14 protein-coding genes, 1 tRNA gene and 1 pseudogene are annotated in these 18,568 nt (G+C 54.9%); 10 read left to right on the top strand and 6 right to left on the bottom strand.

All coding sequences use genetic code 11. The annotated features are described in order from the left end of the window. Positions 1-51 precede the first annotated feature (51 nt). Positions 52-357: pseudogene (locus QEP11_RS14205) on the top strand (DUF1428 domain-containing protein). 143 nt (positions 358-500) lie between these two features. Here the strand turns inward: QEP11_RS14205 and QEP11_RS14200 are convergent. Continuing rightward, positions 501-1,982, bottom strand: coding sequence for a short-chain fatty acyl-CoA regulator family protein (locus QEP11_RS14200; RefSeq protein WP_284337289.1), 1,482 nt, complete (start codon positions 1,980-1,982; stop codon positions 501-503). A gap of 177 nt (positions 1,983-2,159) precedes the next feature. Between QEP11_RS14200 and prpC the strand changes: the two genes are divergently transcribed. From prpC to QEP11_RS14175, 5 genes are read left to right on the top strand one after another with little or no spacing between them, the layout of a single operon-like run. Further along, positions 2,160-3,320 carry a bifunctional 2-methylcitrate synthase/citrate synthase gene (gene prpC / locus QEP11_RS14195; RefSeq protein WP_284337288.1) on the top strand — a complete coding sequence of 387 codons (1,161 nt, stop codon included), beginning with the start codon at positions 2,160-2,162 and terminating at the stop codon, positions 3,318-3,320. A gap of 29 nt (positions 3,321-3,349) precedes the next feature. Beyond that, positions 3,350-3,826: a GntR family transcriptional regulator gene (locus tag QEP11_RS14190; protein WP_284337287.1), complete on the top strand. Its 477-nt coding sequence runs from the start codon at positions 3,350-3,352 to the stop codon at positions 3,824-3,826. A 21-nt stretch (positions 3,827-3,847) separates the two neighbouring features. Continuing rightward, positions 3,848-6,487 (top strand): Fe/S-dependent 2-methylisocitrate dehydratase AcnD, encoded by a 2,640-nt coding sequence (acnD, locus tag QEP11_RS14185; protein WP_284337286.1) that lies wholly within the window; start codon positions 3,848-3,850, stop codon positions 6,485-6,487. A gap of 33 nt (positions 6,488-6,520) precedes the next feature. Then, positions 6,521-7,780, top strand: a complete 1,260-nt coding sequence (prpF, locus tag QEP11_RS14180; RefSeq protein ID WP_284337285.1) for a 2-methylaconitate cis-trans isomerase PrpF — start codon at positions 6,521-6,523, stop codon at positions 7,778-7,780. A 48-nt stretch (positions 7,781-7,828) separates the two neighbouring features. Beyond that, positions 7,829-8,689 (top strand): isocitrate lyase/PEP mutase family protein, encoded by an 861-nt coding sequence (locus tag QEP11_RS14175; protein WP_284337284.1) that lies wholly within the window; start codon positions 7,829-7,831, stop codon positions 8,687-8,689. Positions 8,690-8,882: 193 nt separating this feature from the next. On the opposite strand, the gene QEP11_RS14170 is transcribed toward QEP11_RS14175, so the two are convergent. After that, positions 8,883-9,785 (bottom strand): LysR family transcriptional regulator, encoded by a 903-nt coding sequence (locus QEP11_RS14170; RefSeq protein ID WP_284337325.1) that lies wholly within the window; start codon positions 9,783-9,785, stop codon positions 8,883-8,885. A 69-nt stretch (positions 9,786-9,854) separates the two neighbouring features. Between QEP11_RS14170 and QEP11_RS14165 the strand changes: the two genes are divergently transcribed. The 3 genes from QEP11_RS14165 to QEP11_RS14155 all read left to right on the top strand — a co-directional run bounded on the left by QEP11_RS14165 (position 9,855) and on the right by QEP11_RS14155 (position 12,979). Beyond that, entirely contained in the window at positions 9,855-10,724 is an 870-nt protein-coding gene (locus tag QEP11_RS14165; RefSeq protein ID WP_284337283.1) for an HpcH/HpaI aldolase/citrate lyase family protein, read from the top strand. 42 nt (positions 10,725-10,766) lie between these two features. Continuing rightward, a complete protein-coding gene (locus QEP11_RS14160; protein ID WP_284337282.1) occupies positions 10,767-11,744 on the top strand; it encodes a Bug family tripartite tricarboxylate transporter substrate binding protein in 978 nt (325 codons plus the stop codon). 65 nt (positions 11,745-11,809) lie between these two features. After that, positions 11,810-12,979: a CaiB/BaiF CoA transferase family protein gene (locus QEP11_RS14155; RefSeq protein ID WP_284337281.1), complete on the top strand. Its 1,170-nt coding sequence runs from the start codon at positions 11,810-11,812 to the stop codon at positions 12,977-12,979. A 258-nt stretch (positions 12,980-13,237) separates the two neighbouring features. Here the strand turns inward: QEP11_RS14155 and QEP11_RS14150 are convergent, their stop codons facing one another. Further along, positions 13,238-15,610, bottom strand: coding sequence for a DNA polymerase II (locus QEP11_RS14150; RefSeq protein WP_284337324.1), 2,373 nt, complete (start codon positions 15,608-15,610; stop codon positions 13,238-13,240). A 209-nt stretch (positions 15,611-15,819) separates the two neighbouring features. Then, positions 15,820-15,910, bottom strand: a tRNA-Ser gene (locus QEP11_RS14145). 446 nt (positions 15,911-16,356) lie between these two features. Here QEP11_RS14145 and QEP11_RS14140 point away from each other — a divergent pair. Next, positions 16,357-17,031 (top strand): glutathione S-transferase, encoded by a 675-nt coding sequence (locus QEP11_RS14140; protein ID WP_284337280.1) that lies wholly within the window; start codon positions 16,357-16,359, stop codon positions 17,029-17,031. Positions 17,032-17,213: 182 nt separating this feature from the next. Here the strand turns inward: QEP11_RS14140 and QEP11_RS14135 are convergent, their stop codons facing one another. Then, the gene (locus QEP11_RS14135; RefSeq protein ID WP_284337279.1) at positions 17,214-17,900 is read right to left on the bottom strand and encodes a pseudouridine synthase; all 687 of its coding nucleotides are present in this window, start codon (positions 17,898-17,900) and stop codon (positions 17,214-17,216) included. Positions 17,901-18,000: 100 nt separating this feature from the next. Beyond that, on the bottom strand, positions 18,001-18,510 hold the full coding sequence (locus QEP11_RS14130; protein WP_284337278.1) for a disulfide bond formation protein B: 510 nt from the start codon (positions 18,508-18,510) through the stop codon (positions 18,001-18,003). Positions 18,511-18,568 lie beyond the last annotated feature (58 nt).

Below are 18,568 nucleotides of genomic sequence, written 5' to 3'. Positions count from 1 at the left end.
TGTGCCGGCTCTCTTGCCAATGCAGCCAGGTCAACTTGGCTGGAGTGAAACATGTCACACATCAATGGTTTCGTGATCGCCGTTCCCACTGCAAGCAAGGAAAAGTTCATCGAGCTGGGTGCAATCCGTGTCATCGAGGGTTAAGGAGATGATGCACCCCGCTGGAAAAATCACTGACTTTCGCCGCTCAGTTCAAGCTACGGGCGAAGAAACGGTAGCTTTTGCGTGGATCGAATGGCCGGACAAAGCCACTTGCGCGATGCTGCCATGAAGAAGATGATGGCGGCTCCTCGAATGGCCTCATCCTCTGCCGGTACACCGCCCATGCTCTTCGACGGCAAACGCATGATCTTCTGAGGCTTTGAGCAAGTGCTTGAGGTGAAGACATGAAGCCTGCATGGGGTGAATAACTGGCGCCAGCCTGATCGCGCGCTATACCCACCGTAATTCGCGCAATGATGTCCAAGTGAAATCAAAACCCGCACCTCCGCAGATCTGTATCAGGCATGCTCATCAATTGACACATAAGGGATAAAACTGCTTTCGTTCTCGCTGACTTGCAAGGGTTTGCTGATGAATGGAAATGCCCGCTGCGGACAAGCAGCTCTCTCACAGACTTTGCAGCCCATCCCGATAGGAGTCGCCGCCTCGGTATTGCCGAGATTCAAACCTTTGGCGTAGATCATTTGGGCAGCATGGCGCACGTCGCAGCCCAAACCGATTGAAAAAGTTTTACGCGGTGCACCCCAGTATTTTCCAGGGTGTGTCACAGAGCGAGCTATCCAAAAATACATTCGGCCATCAGGCATGGTGGCCAGTTGTGGCACCACTTCTCCAGGGCGCTGAAAGGCTTCATACACCACCCACAGCGGGCATGTTCCGCCTGTTTTAGAAAAGTGGAAATGGGTGGCTGACTGTCTCTTGCTGATATTGCCTGCTCTATCCACGCGCACAAAGAACAGCGGAATACCTGGTGCCTCGGCACGCTGCAAGGTCGAGAGACGGTGGCATACGGTTTCAACCCCCACGTCAAATTTTCTGGAAAGCACATCCAGGTCGTAGTGCGCCGTTTCAGCAGATTGCAAAAACTGTCTATAGGGCAGTACGAATGCGCCAGCCACATAGTTTGCAAGACCTATGCGCGCTAGCCGCTGGGTTGCCGGGCTTTGCCACGCAATGTCCTGCAACTCCTGCTCAATCTGAGGCGCAAACTCCAGCAGAGCCAGCTGTGTCGCCATCTGAAACGCTTGCTGTGTTGCACGCAAATGCCCTGAGATATAGAGCACACGTGTTTGCGGATCAAAGTAGCGATGACTTTGCCTGCCCTCTTCTCCAGCGTTTGCAGGCATCGGCAGCACCAGTACCTCGTAGCGGGCCTGCAGCCGGTACTTCAGCCACTCCAGCAGGTTCCCCCCTTGCTCCTGTGCTTGCAGGGCCAAGGTTTCCGCTGCGCGGTCGAGGGCATCAAAGTAGTTGCGCTTGGTAAAGAAAAAGTCACGCACCGCTTCATAGGGCATCGGCTGCGCGAGTGGCAATACAGCACTGCTGCCTGTGTCTGTCGCCCCCATCTGCGCAGCCCGTTCATCTCCCAAGCGAGAAGCGGAAAAATACTCGATTTGCTCTCTGTCTGCCAGATGCCGCTGATGCATTGCCAGCATCGCCTTTGCCATGTGCGGCAGTTTCGCAGCCATCGTGCGTAGTTCTGCCATAGGTACAGACGCCAGCTCTGGCGGCAGCACGGTCAGTGCGTCACGCAGCTGGGTTAATAGCCTTGCTTCTTCGTCTTCCGAAAAAAGTTGAATGTCTACGCCCAGGACTTTGTTGATCTTGAGCAGCACCGGCACTGTCAAAGGGCGTTGGTCCTGCTCGATTTGATTCAGGTAGCTGCCAGACAAATCCAGCGCCTTGGCCAATGCAGCCTGCGTCAGACCGCGCTCCTCTCTCAGGCTGCGCAGGCGCACTCCCATAAAAATTTTTGCCATCTCCAGGGTCTCCTTGATATTTGTTATTCGCAAGATTCGCAAAAAAATGATTATTTCTTCGCAGTGTCTAGCAAATTCAGTCCTGTTCCAGCCAATTTGTTTTGCGTAAATTGCGAACAAAGACCAATCATACGGCCACAACGGCAGCACTAACAATCGCCATCAACGGAGACACCCATGAGTCATCTGGCAGATTCACCCGCAGCGTTCAAACCCAAAAAGTCCGTCGCACTATCCGGCGTCACAGCAGGTAATACCGCGTTATGTACTGTCGGCAAAAGCGGCAATGACTTGCACTATCGCGGCTATGACATTCTGGACATTGCCGAAGTTTGCGAATTTGAAGAAGTTGCACATTTGCTGGTGCATGGAAAGCTTCCCACCAAGGCAGAACTCAAAGCCTATAAAGCCAAGCTCAAAGCCCTTCGTGGACTGCCTGGCAGTGTGAAGCAGGCTCTGGAGCAACTTCCAGCCGCCAGCCATCCCATGGATGTGATGCGCACCGGCGTATCTGCCTTAGGCTGCGCCCTCCCCGAAAAAGACGATCACAACCTGCCAGGTGCCCGTGACATAGCTGACAGACTTATGGCCAGCCTGGGCAGCATGCTGCTTTACTGGTATCACTTCAGCAACTCGGGCCGCCGCATTGAAGTGGAGACCGATGACGACTCCATTGGTGGCCACTTCCTGCACCTGTTGCACGGAGTGGAGCCTTCGCACAGCTGGGTTCGCGCCATGCATACATCGCTGAACTTATATGCAGAGCATGAGTTCAACGCATCCACCTTCACCTCTCGCGTGATTGCAGGTACTGGCAGCGATATGTACTCTGCAATTACTGGCGCTATCGGCGCATTGCGTGGCCCCAAACATGGTGGAGCCAACGAGGTGGCTTTTGAGATTCAAAAACGCTACGACACCCCCGACGAAGCAGAAGCCGACATTCGCCGCCGTGTCGAAGCCAAAGAAGTGGTGATTGGCTTTGGCCACCCGGTCTACACCGTCAGCGACCCCCGCAACGTTGTCATTAAAGGGGTGGCCAAAAAGCTGTCCAATGAAGCTGGCAGCACCAAGATGTACGACATCGCAGAGCGTCTGGAAACCGTCATGTGGGAAGTCAAAAAAATGTTTCCCAACCTCGACTGGTTCAGCGCAGTCAGCTACCACATGATGGGTGTGCCCACCGCCATGTTCACGCCTCTGTTCGTGATTGCGCGCACCAGTGGCTGGTCGGCTCACATTATTGAGCAACGCCAAGACAACAAGATCATCCGCCCCAGCGCCAACTACATCGGCCCAGATGACTTGGCCTTCACCCCGATCCAAGATCGTCAATAACAGCGGTGGTCCATTGTCAAAGCACAGTCATGCATGCTCTTCCAGTACAGCCCCATTCACTGTCCATCGCTCTAACAGACAAGCTGCGCGAGCGCATTCTGAGTCATCAACTGCCTCCGGGCTGCGATATCAACGAAGGTCAATTGGCGCAGGAGTTCGGCATCAGCCGCACCCCTGTGCGCGAAGCCATGAAGTTGCTGTGCCATGAAGGCCTGCTCACAGCATTGCCACGGCGGGGCATGAGAGTGACTTTGATGAGCCAAGCCGAGATTCATGAGGCGCAGCAAGTGTGCCTGCGCTTGCAAGAGTTGTTCGAACAACAAAAGCATTCCTGCCCGCAAGCCACTTTTCCATTGACGCAGCATCTGCTGGGCATTGCCAAAGCCCGGCTGCAACTGGCGCTGGGCCCTGCTGCTGTTTCCAGCCTGTCTACACAACCCGCTGGATACGCTGCGGTGCCAGCTCCAGCCCATCAAGCCTCTCACCCTGGCGCCTTGACCTGCTGAATCAAATTTTCCCAAAAAATCATGCCCACCCCACAAACCACTACTTACCGCAAGCCATTGCCTGACACTGACTTGCATTATTTTGATGCGCAAGCTGCGGTCGAAAACATCCAGCCCGGAGCCTGGGCAAAGCTTCCCTATACCAGCCGCGTGCATGCAGAAAACCTGGTGCGCCGCTGTGACCCTGCCATCCTCACCGAATGCTTGAACCAACTCGTTTTCCGCAAGCGCGATCGTGACTTTCCCTGGTTTCCTGCCCGGGTGGTTTGCCACGACATCTTGGGGCAGACCGCATTGGTAGATTTGGCTGGCCTGCGCGACGCAATTGCCGCACAAGGAGGCGACCCGGCAGCAGTCAACCCTGTAGTGCCCGTGCAATTGATCGTGGACCATTCACTCGCGGTTGAATGCGATGGCAATGATCCTGAGGCTTTTGCCAAAAACCGCGCGATTGAAGACCGTCGCAATGAAGACCGCTTTCACTTCATCGATTGGTGCAGGCGTGCCTTCAAGAATGTGGAAGTAATTCCTCCAGGTAACGGCATCATGCACCAGATCAATCTGGAGCGAATGAGCCCAGTCATCCACGCCATCAACGGCGAAGCCTACCCAGACACCTTGGTAGGCACCGACAGCCATACCCCCCATGTCGATGCTCTGGGCGTTATTGCAGTTGGCGTGGGTGGTCTGGAAGCTGAAAACGTCATGCTAGGCCGCGCATCCTGGATGCGCCTGCCCGAGATCATTGGCGTGCAACTGAGTGGGCAGCGCCAACGCGGCATCACGGCCACCGATATCGTCCTGGCTCTTACCGAGTTTCTGCGCAAACAAAAAGTTGTGGGCGCCTATCTGGAGTTTTATGGCGAAGGTGCCCGCAGCCTCAGCGTAGGTGACCGCGCCACTATTTCCAATATGGCACCTGAATACGGTGCCACGGCAGCCATGTTTGCGATTGATGAGCAAACCATCAACTACCTTCGCCTGACTGGCCGCGCCCCTGAACAAGTGCAAATGGTTGAAACCTATGCCAAGCACACAGGCCTGTGGGCTGACGCCCTCGCCCAAGCCGAATACGAACGCACTCTGCAATTCGACCTTTCCACCGTGGTGCGCAATATGGCAGGCCCTTCCAACCCACACGCCCGCATAGCCACCACTGACCTGACGACCATGGGCATTGCTGGAGCATGGACAGAAACCGATGACCAAATGCCTGATGGCGCAGTCATCATTGCCGCCATCACCAGCTGCACCAATACCAGCAACCCGCGCAACGTGATTGCCGCGGGCCTGCTGGCTCGCAATGCACGCAACCTGGGGCTGGAACGCAAGCCTTGGGTCAAAACATCTTTGGCACCCGGCTCCAAGACCGTACCACTCTATCTGCAACAAGCGGGCCTGCTGCATGACCTGGAAGCCCTGGGCTTTGGCGTGGTGGCATTTGCCTGCACCACCTGCAACGGTATGAGTGGGGCGTTGGACCCAGCGATTGAACAAGAAATTCAAACACGCGATCTGTACACCACGGCTGTGCTCTCCGGCAACCGTAACTTTGATGGTCGCATTCATCCATCGGCCAAACAGGCCTTCCTGGCATCACCACCGCTGGTGGTTGCATACGCCATCGCAGGAACCATTCGTTTTGATATCGAAAACGATGTGCTAGGCCACTTTCAGGGGCGAGAAATTCGCCTCAAAGACATCTGGCCCACTGACGAAGAAATCGACACTGTTGCCCGTGCAGCCGTTAAGCCAGCACAGTTCCAGGCAGTGTATGAGCCCATGTTTGCAATTGAGGCTGACAGCGGCCCGCAAGCCCAACCGCTGTATGACTGGCGCCCACAGTCCACCTATATCCGCCGGCCACCTTATTGGGAAGGCGCTTTGACTGGTGAACGCACACTGCGCAGCATGCGCCCCTTGGCCATCCTGCCCGACAACATCACCACCGACCACCTCTCTCCGTCCAATGCCATCTTGATGGAGTCCGCAGCTGGCGAGTACCTGCACAAGATGGGTGTGCCACCAGAAGACTTCAATTCGTATGCCACGCATCGCGGCGACCATCTGACCGCGCAGCGCGCCACCTTCGCCAACCCCAAGCTGCGCAATGAAATGGCCGTCAACGCCGATGGCTCAGTGCGCCAGGGCTCACTCGCGCGTGTAGAGCCTGAAGGCAAGCTCATGCGTATGTGGGAAGCCATTGAGACCTATATGCAGCGCAAGCAACCATTGATCATCATTGCTGGTGCCGACTATGGCCAAGGGTCCAGCCGCGACTGGGCTGCCAAGGGCGTTCGACTGGCAGGCGTAGAAGCCATTGTGGCAGAGGGTTTTGAGCGCATTCACCGCACCAATCTGATTGGCATGGGCGTGCTTCCATTGGAATTTTTGCCAGGCACCACCCGACACACACTGGCACTGGATGGCACTGAAACCTTCGACGTAGTGGGACAGCGCCAGGCGCGGGGCGAGTTGACACTGCACATTTACAGAACCACAGGCGCCAGAGATACCGTGCAGGTGACATGCCGCCTCGACACCGCTGAAGAAGTCAGCATCTATGAAGCGGGTGGTGTGTTGCAACGCTTTGCCCAAGACTTTCTGGCAGAGCACACAAGAAGCAGCTCTCCACAAAAAGTGCTGGAAACGCACGCTTGAATGAGCGAAACGCAACGAAAAAACAAAGGCAATATGACAAAGACCAAACGCTATGCGCCACAAACACGCATCCCCGCAACCTATATGCGTGGCGGCACCAGCAAAGGCGTGTTCTTCAAATTGCAGGATCTGCCGCCCGCAGCGCAGCAGCCCGGTACTGTGCGCGATGCCATCTTGCTGCGCACCTTGGGCAGCCCTGATCCGTATGGCAAACAAATTGATGGCATGGGCAATGCGTCTTCAAGCACCAGCAAAGCAGTAATCCTGAGCGCCAGCGCCCGCGAAGGGCACGATGTGGACTACCTGTTTGGACAGGTCTCCATTGACCAGCCCTTTGTGGACTGGAGCGGCAACTGCGGCAATCTCAGCGCAGCAGTCGGGCCTTGTGCTATCCACATGGGGCTTTTACCTGCAGATCGTATTTCGAATGATGGCACAGTCACCGTCCGTATCTGGCAAGCCAATATTGGCAAAACCATCTTGGCACATGTGCCGATCACTCATGGACAAGTGCAGGAAAGTGGCAGTTACGAGCTGGATGGCGTCACCTTCCCTGCAGCAGAAATTCCGCTGGAGTTTTTAGACCCCGCAGATGAAGGTGACGGTACCGCAGGGACTGCCATGTTTCCAACAGGCCAAGTTGCGGAGCAGCTTCACGTGCCCGGTGTTGGCACACTCAACGCAACACTGATCAACGCAGGCATTCCAACCATCTTCTTGAATGCGTCCGAGCTGGGCTACACAGGGTGCGAATTGCAATCCGACATCAACGAAGACAAGGCCGCTTTAGCCACCCTTGAATCCATCCGTGCCCACGGCGCGCTCAAGATGGGTCTGATCAGCGGCCTGACAGAAGCCACTGCCCGACAGCACACCCCAAAAATCGCCTTCGTGGCACCCGCGCAAAGCTACACCGCCTCCAGCGGAAAAATCATTGCCCAGCAAGACATCGACTTGGTCGTGCGCGCCGTATCCATGGGCAAGCTCCACCACGCCATGATGGGCACAGCCGCCGTCGCCATCGGCACTGCGGCCGCCATTCCCGGCACTTTGGTCAACCTCGCAGCAGGAGGCGGTGAACGCAAGGCAGTGGTCTTTGGCCACCCCAGCGGCAGCTTGCGCGTTGGGGCAGAAGCTCAGCAAATGGACGGCCAATGGCAGGTCACCAAAGCTCTCATGAGCCGCAGCGCCCGCATCCTGATGGAAGGCTGGGTGCGGGTACCGGCAGAACTGATTGATGAGCAGCCCTCGCCAAGCACAAGCACTGCCAGCCCAATCAATCTCCAGCTCTAGCTTCATCAAATTGAGCGCTTGCTATCAAGAATTTTCTGAGACAACACCATGAGCCCTAAAAAGAAACTCCAGTCCCTCGCTCAAGCACGCCGCGGCGTCATCGTTCCGGGCGCCTTCAACGCCATGTCCGCCAGAATCATTGAAGATCTGGGCTTTGAAGCCATTTATGTCACTGGCGCAGGCGTCACCAATATGTGGTTTGGCATGCCCGATCAAGGTTTCATGGGGCTCACCGACATAGCAGACCACACCGCCCGTATCCGTGACACCGTGGAAGTGCCATTACTGGTTGATGCAGATACCGGTTTCGGTAACGCTGTGAATACCTACCACGCTGTACGTACCCTTGAACGCGCAGGCGCTGACTGTATTCAACTGGAAGACCAGGTCAGCCCCAAGCGCTGCGGCCACTTCAACGGCAAAGACGTCATCTCCACCAGCGAAATGCTGGGCAAGATCAAAGCCGCCGTAGACGCCCGGCGCGACGGCGGCACCCTCATCATGGCGCGCACCGACGCCGCAGCCGTGCACGGCTTTGAAGCAGCCATCGAACGCGCCCAGGCCTTTGAAGAAGCCGGAGCAGACATACTGTTTGTAGAAGCAGTCACCACCGCCGAACAAGTGCGCTCCCTGCCCCAACGACTGAAACAACCGCAACTCATGAACATGGTCATTGGCGGAAAAACTCCTATTTTCAACGCCGACGAACTGGGAGCCTTGGGGTTTGGATTTGTGCTGTACGCCAACGCCGCCCTGCAAGGTGCTGTAGCCGGCATGCAAAAGTGCCTCACCCTGCTGCGCGATGATCATAAGGTGCAAGAAGACCCAACCATCGTGGCACCGTTTGCCGAGCGGCAACGGCTGGTCAACAAGGCATTTTGGGATCAGTTGGAGCAGCGATATCGCTGAGCTTTAGAACAAAGAGCAGATTTTCTCGCTGCCTTAATCACAAGTTTGAATCGCATCTCTGTGTATCGTGCCTAGCCGATCTCTACCGCTAAGCTTAGTCAGATTAAGGCTGGTTACAGTCGTTCAGCACAGAGTTGCCAAGGGCTGCTTATGACCAAAGGAACCATCCCCAAGCGGCTTCTTTAAAAGATCCCTAACGGGGTGATGCTTGCGGTCCGCCACGTTCTGCTACTACAGCTCGAGCACATTCAACCAGGTGATGAATGAGCGGTAGCCGTGCCGATGCGCGCAGCCAGATTACGCCAAAGCGCCTGACCTTTTCTTGTTTCAAGGGTAAAGCCATACGGACTACACCTTGGCCCTCAGGCATAGCCAACGCCGTGTCAGGCACCAGAGCCACGCCTAGACCTTTTTCTACCATAAGCGCTATAGCAACTAGTGAACTGAGCTCGAAACGTTCCCGTGGAGCTATCTGAGCAGTCCGTAAATAGCTTTCCACCATTTGGCCTCCACCCAGCGAACGGTCATAGCGTATAAGTGGCTGACTACGCAGCAACTCATGAGGTTCTTGCCCTGCCATGCAACGGGGGGCCAGCAGAACCAGCGGTTCTTCCCGTAGCAGTGCCCAATCGAACGTCTTAGGCAGAGCGAAAGACGGATACAGACATACGGCAGCGTCCAGTCGCCCCTGCTGCGCGGCCTGATAAAGCTGTTGAGTAGTACCGGATTCAAGAAATACCTTGGCATCCGGACAGCGAGTGACAAAGCTTGACAGGATATCTGGCAGCAAACTGTGCAGCGCTGTATTGATAGTGCCTATTAGCAGCTCTCCGGCTACGCCAGCTTCATTTACATGCGTTTTGGCATTAGCCAGCTCCCGAAGAAGCAGGGGGGCGCTGTGTGCAAGACGGTGGCCTGCAGGCGTGGGCTGGACTGTACGCCCTGCGCGAGCCAAAAGCGGTGCATGAAATTCGCGCTCTAAGCTGTGGATCTGCTGAGCGACCGCTGCAGCAGTAATGTTCAAACGTCGTGCTGCCTCAGCTAAGGAGCCTGTTTCCACCACCAGCAAAAAACTTTCGAGATAGGCTGTTTCCATAATTTTTCTATTGTTTGAAACAATATTAGATGTGTTTTTCTTTTCTTGCACGCCATTCACAATGACCGCATGAGAAGCAAACTGTTTGTTCCAGCCTCGCGTCCTGAACTCTTCGCTAAGGCTCTAGCCAGCGATGCGGATGCATTGTCATTCGATTTAGAAGATGCTGTAGCTGAGCCTCGTAAGGAAGAGGCCAGAGACATGCTAAAAGCTTTTTTAGAAAGTCCAGAAGCCAAGGCAACTTCCAAGACCTTGATCGTGCGCGTAAACGCAATGGACACAGTGCATTTTGCCGCCGACGTAGCTGCCGTCGTTCGGCCCGGCCTGCATTTGGTCAATCTGCCTAAACCAGACAGCCCTGATGCGGTAGTGCAAGCTGCAGCGTGCATCGCTGATGCCGGACTGGCTAATGGTTTGTCTGAACTACCAGGTTTGCTGCTCAATATTGAAACCCCTCAATCATTGCGTATGGCTGCCACACTAGCTCGTGCACATCCGGCGGTAGTAGGCCTGCAATTGGGTTTAGGCGATCTTTTCGAGCCCTATGGAGTGCACAGGCGGGAGCCCAGCGCCCTACAGCAGGCGCTATTTACGGTGCGCATGGCTGCCGCAGAAGCCAATGTTTTCGCCTACGACGGGGCATTTGCAGATATTCACGATTCAGAAGGTTTTCGTGCTGAGGCCGAGCTTTCCCGTCGCTTGGGCTTTATTGGTAAGAGCTGCATTCACCCTAGCCAGATTGCCTTGGCTAATAGCGTCTACCAGCCGACCAAAACTGAGATTGCTCATGCACAGCGCGTGCTACAAGCCGCTGAAAAGGCGGAAGCCAGTTCCACGGGCGCTTTTGTAGTGGACGGCAAGATGATTGACCGCCCCTTTGTACTGCGCGCCCAGGCCATTATTGCCAGCGCGCGCGCCAGCGGCTTGCTCACCGGCTGATGTTGCGCACCAGATTCCCCATAACAACCAAGGAGACAACTCATGAAAACTTCTCGCCGCTGCTTTTCTCTCGCCATCACCTCAGCATTAGCCTTGCTAGCCAGCCCAGTCCAGGCTGCAGACTCTTATCCTCAGAAGCCTATTACCATGGTTGTCCCCTATCCACCGGGGGGATCGAACGATGTTTTTGCGCGTCTTGTTGCCAAGGAACTGGGCGATTTGCTTAAACACCCTGTGATCGTAGACAACCGTCCAGGCGCCAGCGGTAACACTGGCACGGGACAGGTGGCCAAGGCGGCGCCGGATGGATACACCGTGGTAGCCGTGTCTTCGAGCATAACCACCAATGCCGCCGCGCAGAGCAAGCTGCCTTTTGACCCTGTGAAAAGCTTTGCGCCCATAGCTATGTTTGCCAAGGGGCCGTTTGTAGTAGCGGTGAATAAAGACTTTCCGGCTCAAACACCCGTAGAGCTGATACAAGAAATAAAGGCTCACCCAGGAAAGTACAACTATGCAAGCTCGGGTACAGGCAGCGTCAATCATTTCGCAACAGAACTGCTGCGCACTATGGTGCCGGGTTTTGACATCATCCATGTTCCCTACAAGGGGCAAGGGCAGGCAGTCACTGACGTAGCCGGCAATCAGGTGCAACTGATGATTTCTAGCGGGCCTTCTATCTTGCCTATGGTTCGCAATGGCAAGTTACGCGCTATAGGTATTACCAGCCCAGAACCAAGTCCTGTTGCGCCTGACCTCACGCCTATGGCTACAGCAGTTCCGGGATATGCCTTTGATCTGTGGTGGGGGCTGCTGGCTCCAGCCAATACCCCTGATGCCATTGTGAATCAGCTTAACCAAGCTGTGAATCAGGTGCTGGCAAAACCTGAAATCCGATCTAGCTTTTTGCGTGAAGGTGCCATTGCCACACCTGTTACGCCTTCGCAGTTTGCCGAAACCATTCGCCAGGACATTAAGCGCTGGCAAGAGCTAGCCAAAGAACGACAAATCACTTTGGACTAAGTTTCGAAAAACATGGCTTTCAGCACTTATCCCATAGGGACCGAAAGCCAATATATCAATCTATCATGACGCTTTCCCATCTCCATCGCCAAGGGCCCCGTGGCCCACTCAGCGGCGTGCGTGTGCTAGATCTTAGCGCCTACATCGCAGGCCCTTATGGCTGCTCTTTGCTAGCCGATCAAGGTGCTGAGGTTATAAAAATTGAGCCCCCTGTGGGCGATAACCTACGCAAATACCCTTCTACCCTCGAAGCAGAGAGCCGTGCTTTCATTGGTGTCAACCGCAGCAAATGGGGTATGGTGCTGGACCTTAAACAAAAATCAGAACACGCCACGTTAATGCGCTTGGTGCGCAATGCTGACGTGCTGGTACACAACTTCCGGCCAGGAGTACCAGAGCGGCTGGGGATAGGCTTTGATCAATTGATGGAGTTGAACCCTCGCTTGATCTACTGCAGCGTGACAGGCTACGGGAAGCAGGGTCCCATGAAGTCGAAAGCTGGCTATGACCAAGTACTTCAGACCATGACTGGCATGTGCGCCATGCAAGGCGAGGCAGGTACACCTGAGATTCTGTATGGATCAGTAGTTGATTACTATGCAGCCGCTTTGGTGGCCAGTGGTGTGGCTTCGGCTCTGTACGAGCGCACACTGAGTGGCCGGGGCCAGCATGTTGGTGTGTCACTGCTGCGCTCCGCGCTCACTATGCAATCGGCTCGGCTAATCTGGGCAGAAGGCGAGCCGCGAGATGTTGGAGGGCGTGACATGCGCTCGGGCGGCATCACTGGCCTTCATCCGACCAAGCAAGGGTACTTGTACCTCTCTGCGAACACACAGCATTTCTGGGAAGCACTGTGTCACAAGGTAGGCTTATCTGATCTCGCGTCCGATCTGCGCTTCGATACTGTGCGTAAACGCGCTCAGCGTCACGCCGAATTGGTGCCATTGTTGCGTCAGGCTCTGGCGTCACGCACTGCTCTAGAGTGGGAAGAGTTGTTCGGCGATGAAGTACCTTGTGCTGCCGCCCGAGAAGTAGAAGATATGTTCGATCATCCTCAAGTGCTGGCAGAAAACCTCATTGAGAATTTTAGCCATCCTACGCTTGGAAGCTATCGGGGATTTTCAGGCCCCTGGGACTTTAGCCGAACACCTGGTCCAGTGCCTTTTGCCGCACCCACTTTAGGCCAGCATACTGCTGTGTTAAAGGGTGTTGTCTCCTCGGAAGAAAAGGCATAAGCCGAGAACTTCCGCTCTGTGCCAGTGATGCGCTGCTACACATTTTTGACGCAAGCTTTCCTGCTTAAGCGATGCATGCGGTGCAGGGCAGTGCCACTTCTCTGCGGACTACTTGGCACTGCGCCAGCATCTTAGATTTCAACCACGCGCGATGACTGTTACTCGGCAACGATCAGTCATCCATGTTCTGGAATTGACAGACAGCAACCGCAGCATTCCTGCCTCATCCACTTCATCCAGCACTGCTTTCCCCTGCATCTAAAACAGATGCTTTTGAGGTGAAATCAAAGCTGAAAAACTATCTCCCAGTGGTAGCAAGATGGCATCGGCAATCGGCTTGAGCTGCTTTGTCAGATAGTGTTCATAGTCCACTTTCGAATAGAGCGCTTCCAGTGGCTCGGGGCCATTTTTAGTCATCACGTATTGAATCCATCCACCGCTTTGATACTGTGGGGGCCGATCCATTCGCCGGTTGTATTCATCAGCGATTCTTGCGGCCCTTACCTGTGGAGGAACATTTCTTACGTATGCATTGAGGCTGTGGCGCAATCGCTTGCGGTAAATAAGCATGTCATTTTTCTTGCCTGCAAGAGTGTCCTGCACATACTCGGCCACAAAGTCCTGGTATGGGACACCTTGAAAAACGCGCGCAAGCAAGCCCTCCTGGAATTGACGTGCAAGAAGCGTCCAGTCGCTTCTCGCCATCTCCAGCCCTCTGAAAACCATTGCTTCCTTGCCGTCGGCATCGACGCTCAAGCCCGCATACCGTTTCTTGCTTCCCACATCAGAGCCTCTGATGGTGGGCATAAAGAACTTCTTGTAGTGCGTGTCGAACTCAATTTCGAGAAAGCTCTCCAGCCCCTGCTCTTGCCGCAGCGTTTTGGCCCACCAAGCGTTGATGTCGTTGACAAGTTCGGCCGCTACCGCATGCGCTTGCTCATTCGTATGCCTGCGTTTGAGCCAGATAAAAATAGAGTCCGTATCTCCATAGATGGCCTCATACCCGCGCCTTTCTACCAAGTCACGGGTCGCCTTGACCATCTCGTGACCGCGCAAGGTAATGGCCGAGATGAGTTTGGGATTGAAGAAGCGGCACTCTGTAGCCCCCAACACTCCAGCAAACGAATTCATCACCAGTTTCAATGCTTGAGACAGTGGCTCGTTATGACTGCGCTTGGCCTCGTCACGCGCTTTCCAAAGCGTGGTCACAATGCCCGGCAAACAGTGTTTGTCACGTGAAAAGTGCGTATCCAATGGGCCCCTGATGGGATGATCGGCGCTAGTGGCCCTCTCTCCTTCGACCAGTCCGACCGGATCTACCAGATAGGTGCGGATGATGGAAGGGTAGAGACTCTTGTAATCCAACACCAAAACGGAGTCGTAAAAACCAGGCCTGGAATTCATGACATAGCCACCCGGAGATGACTTCCCCTGAATGTCTCCTACGTTAGGGGCCACATAGCCCAAGCGATGCATGCGCGGCAGATAGTGATGGCTGAAGGCAGCAATGGAGCCACCGAAATGGTCGAGCTGCAGGCCCGTCGTATGGGCTCGCTCCATGGCAAATGACAAAAGCTTTGCCTTGTCAAAAATACGCAGCACCAGCTCGCAGTCTCGGATGTTGTATGCAGCGAGCGCAGGCTTGTCCTCCTGGTAGCGACGCTCGATTTCTGCCATCTTGTCGTACGCATCGCCAATGGCCTTGCCTTCGCCCAGAATTTGCTGCGCCACATTCTCCAGGCTGAAAGATGAAAAACTCCACATTGCAGCCCGGAGTGCTTCAATGCCATCAATAAAGACACGACCGGGCATCGGCGCAAAAAGATATTCCTGCTTTCCCGGGTGGTTACGCCATGCGATGGGTTTACGCTCACGCCCCAGCAGCAAAGGAGCACAGGCATCATCCGCATTTTTTTGCAAAACGCGCAGATCAAACTGGACGACATTCCAGCCAATGATCACATCCGGGTCATGATGCTCAAACCAGTCATTGAGTGCCTCAATCATGGCCTTTCTACTTGGGTAGTAGCGCAGCACAAAATCTTTTGGCACGGTCGACGCACAAGGTGGCTGGCCGAGCATAAAGACAACGCGCTCGCCCATCCCGTCCAGCGCAATGGAATAGAGCTCCTGATGCTGACTTGTCTCTATGTCTAGCGATACAACCTTCAAACGAGGCCTGTAATCAGGAGCTGGAACAAGCTTGCCATCTGTACAAACACGATTTTCAATACGACCGCCACGCACCTCCACACTCGCGGTGATAAAGCGTTCCATCAAATAACGCTCATGAGGGCGCACATCCGCTTCCAGCAATGGAACGCCCTTAGGCGCAAGCGCACGCGCCAATCGACCCAGGTGCCGGAAATGCTTGGCGTAGATTCCTATGACAGGCTCGTTTTGAAAGCTCTTGAGTTCCAGCTCACGCAGGTACACATCTGAAGTTCCAAGAAGCTGCGCCTGCACCACTGCCTTGTGCTGTGCCTCAACAAATGCCACCGATGTCTGGCCCGTAAGCACCACCTTCAACGGCCCTGCTTCAGTGGCGAGCCAGTATTCGAGTTCAGTGCCCGCAGCAGTGTCTCGCCAATTGCGGGTCAGGATGAATCCTTGAAGTGCTGGGGATGACACGTAGACTAAAAGTACATGAGTGAGTGCAGGCCAAATTTTCAGCGATGAAGCTCCTGCAGGGAATTCTGGGGGGAATAGCAGCCATATCAATACGCCGTCAGTACGGACGGGCATCACCAGCTCCAGAATCGAATGCTTGTCCATAGCGGACTTACAAACCAGGCCCAGAAACGAAAAAAGCCCTGAGTATTCAGGGCTTTATCGAAATCTGGCGGAGAGGGCGGGATTCGAACCCGCGGTGGGCTATTAACCCACACACGCTTTCCAGGCGTGCGACTTAAACCACTCATCCACCTCTCCAGAAGCTGAAATTCTAACTTGTTTTTCAGGAGCAAATCAATAATCCCCTGCTTTTTTAGAAAAAACTGTGTTTTGCTCTGCTGTTACTGCTCGCACCCACCCCACACTCGTCATGCAGCTTCCGTGAGCGTACGCATCTGCCAAACATTGAGTAGAGCCATCAGCCTGGTCCAGGACAACAGATTGAACACCCAACCTGAAAGCATTGCTGATCGTTGAGCACCACCTCACTGACTGCTTGCATGGTGCACCAGCCTTTGCCTCCATCCACTCCTGCTCTCCCCCGCGGCCTTACAGCATTCGACTTGTCATGCTATTTGCGGCAACTTCACAAGCTACGGCTTCCGCCCCAGCACGACAAACTTTCATGCAAACAGGTACAGTGCCCTACTTTGTTTGCGTGCCTCTGGTACGCGTCCACCTTTTCACTTTTGCAACCTGATTGAATGACTGCTCCAGCCTTACCCATTTTGTATTCCTTCCGACGCTGCCCTTATGCCATGCGTGCACGTTTGGCTTTGGTTCATGCAGGGTTGGCTTGTGAGCTGCGTGAAATCAATCTGCGTAACAAGCCCCAAGCTTTGCTGGATGCATCTCCCAAGGGCACAGTGCCTGTTTTGGTGCTGCAAGATGGCACAGTCATTGAGCAAAGTCTGGACATCATGCTGCATGCGTTACAAGGCAACGATCCGGACGGCTGGTTGGTTCCCACCCAAGGCAATCTGGAAGAAATGTTGGCGCTCATCAGCCGTAACGACAGCTTCTTCAAGCAGGCTTTGGACCGCTGTAAATACCCTGAGCGCTACAACGCCGAAGAAGTCAATCAGGCGCAAACCGATGCGCTGACCTGGCTGGCCGCGCTCGATGAGCAATTGGCGGATACAGGTTATCTGTTTGGCCTGAACCCCAGCTTGGCAGATATGGCGCTGCGCCCCTTTGTGCGTCAGTTCGCACGCATTGATGAAGCCCAGTGGGCTGAGCAACCCTGGCCCCATCTTCAGGACTGGCTGCAGCGCTGGATCGACTCCGCATTGTTTGCAGAAATCATGGAAACCTATCCCGGCTGGATTCCCGGCACCACAGGTCCGTCATTCAGCACCAATAGCGTCGAATCAGATTAATCTTGCAGCCTCTCCCCAAAAAGTGCACTCGTTGGCTCGAGGCGCTTTTTTTCTGTCTGGTGCGCAATGCAACTACCAAAAACCACGCTCACCCAGACACAGCAAACTGCGTTTTCAAATTCGCCCAGGCACTCATTTGCAGGTGGTATCGTGCGCTGAAAAGTGGTTGGCTCGCTACGATTTCAAGCCTTCTTGTTAAACCACGCTCCAGGCTTGCGAGTGGTCGATGCAGGGTTTCGCACAGCAGCAGTCTGCCTCGCGCTGCTACGCCCATAGCGCACCGGCACACCACTATCAGTGAGAGTACTTGCGCCCCACTGAATATCTTCTCGTGCAATGGCTCTCCATTGCCCCAGTGGCAAATCACCCAATTGCAGATTGGCGATGCTACGTCGTATCAACCGCAAGGTAGGGTGCCCAATCGCTGCCGTCATCTTTCGTACCTGGCGGTTCTTGCCCTCCACCACCTGAATTTCCATCCAAACGTCTTGCACGCTTTTGCGCACGCGTACCGGCGGGTCTCGTGGCTCCACTTCAGGCTGAGGCTCCAGAAGTCGCGCCCGACACGGCAATGTCGTGTAGTCCTCAATGCGCAAGCCTTGGCGCATGCGCTGCAATGCAGCTTCGTCAGGTACACGCTCAACCAGCGCCCAGTAGGTCTTGGGTTTTTCATTGCGCGGATTGAGCAGTTGCTCAATCAAAGGCCCATCATCGGTCAGCAGCAGCAAACCTTCGGAGTCCTTATCCAGGCGCCCAGCCGGATACACCCCCTTGGGCAAATCAAATTCAGCCAATGAGCGTGCACCGTCCTCGGGCGTGAACTGAGACAGTACGCCAAATGGCTTGTGAAAGAGGATGTATTGAGGCATGCCGGAAACCAAGAACTCGCAAAGGCTGCCATTGTCGGACAAAGCAAAAGCCCCGGCATGCAATGCAGGCCGGGGCTTGGAGCTGGATCTGACGCAACGTTTAGCCGCGCTTGCCCCCTTTGAGGAGGATTATCAGCAGCACCACAGCAAAGCCCACAAAGCAAAGAAACGACCAGTTGGCAATTGAGCCTCCCAGGAACGTCCAGTCAATGGCCGTGCAGTCTCCCGAGCCCCGGAAAATCATGGGAATGGAGCGGCTGATGGGATAGTTTTCAATCATGCCGTAGAAGTCACGCCCGCAACTGGCAAACTCTGGTGGGTACCATTGCAGCCAGCTTTGGCGTGCCGCGACAAAAGCGCCAAACCCCGATGCCAGTAGCGCCAATGCTGCGAAAGACTTCCACCACGCCCGTGAACCATTCAGGCTCGCCAACCCAGTCAGCACCGCCACAAGCACCAGTGCATATCGCTGAACGATACACATCGGGCATGGCTCCAGGCCTTGCATATGCTGCAAATACAGCCCAAAAGCCACCAGCCCCACACAGGTGGCGGCGATAAGCGCCAAAGTACGACGCGGGGCAGTAGTCATCCAGTTCAGAACCTGCATAAAAATCTCGTTTTTGGGCAAAAGAAAAGGCGGCATCCCGCCGCCCTGTCTTTTACCA

Source organism: Comamonas halotolerans (assembly GCF_030162935.1).
Lineage (GTDB): Bacteria > Pseudomonadota > Gammaproteobacteria > Burkholderiales > Burkholderiaceae_C > Comamonas > Comamonas halotolerans.
This window is presented reverse-complemented; position numbering and strand designations above follow the sequence as displayed.